Origin of the sequence: Empedobacter sp. UBA7611 (assembly GCF_002484365.1) — a bacterium.
GTDB classification, from domain to species: domain Bacteria; phylum Bacteroidota; class Bacteroidia; order Flavobacteriales; family Weeksellaceae; genus Empedobacter; species Empedobacter falsenii_B.
Genome location: NZ_DLJR01000049.1, coordinates 2,581 through 3,218 on the forward strand (window position 1 = coordinate 2,581; position 638 = coordinate 3,218).

A 638-nucleotide genomic window follows, 5' to 3' on the forward strand; every position below is an offset into this window, starting at 1 on the left:
AAATTAAAAGAAGAGTTAAAGAAAATCACTGGTAAAGAGGTTCAAATTAATATCTTCGAAATTAAGAGACCAGAATTAGATGCAATCTTAGTAGGTGATAGTATCGCTCGTCAAATTGAGAATCGTATTTCTTACCGTCGTGCTATTAAAATGGCAATTCAATCAGCAATGAGAATGAACGCAGAAGGAATCAAAGTTCAAATCTCTGGTCGTTTAAACGGTGCAGAGATGGCACGTTCTGAAACTTATAAAGATGGACGTATTCCTTTGTCTACATTCCGTGCAGACATTGATTACCACATTTCAGAAGCTCATACAACTTATGGTCGTTTAGGGATCAAAGTATGGATCATGAAAGGTGAGGTATATGGTAAGAGAGAATTATCTCCTTTAGTTGGATTACAGAAAAAACAAAAAAAATCTGACAACAACAGAAAGGGAGGTGAAAGATCTAATAATAGAAAGCGATAATTTAGTTTAACAACTAACATAAAGAATTAAGTAGATATGTTATCACCGAGAAGAGTAAAGTTTAGAAAAACCCAAAAAGGTAAGATGAAAGGTGTTTCTCACAGAGGAACTCAATTAGCTTACGGGACTTTCGGGATCAAATCTTTAGACGAAGCGTTTATTACAGC

The 638-nt window shown here is 34.8% G+C and carries 2 protein-coding genes; both read left to right on the forward strand.

The window, feature by feature from the left end:
* Positions 1-471: 30S ribosomal protein S3 (gene rpsC, locus B3R94_RS08390; RefSeq protein ID WP_291100066.1), on the forward strand; the 471-nt coding region annotated here is incomplete at its 5' end.
* Positions 472-507: 36 nt separating this feature from the next.
* The coding region (locus tag B3R94_RS08395; RefSeq protein ID WP_349680743.1) for a ribosomal protein L16 at positions 508-638 on the forward strand (131 nt) is incomplete at its 3' end.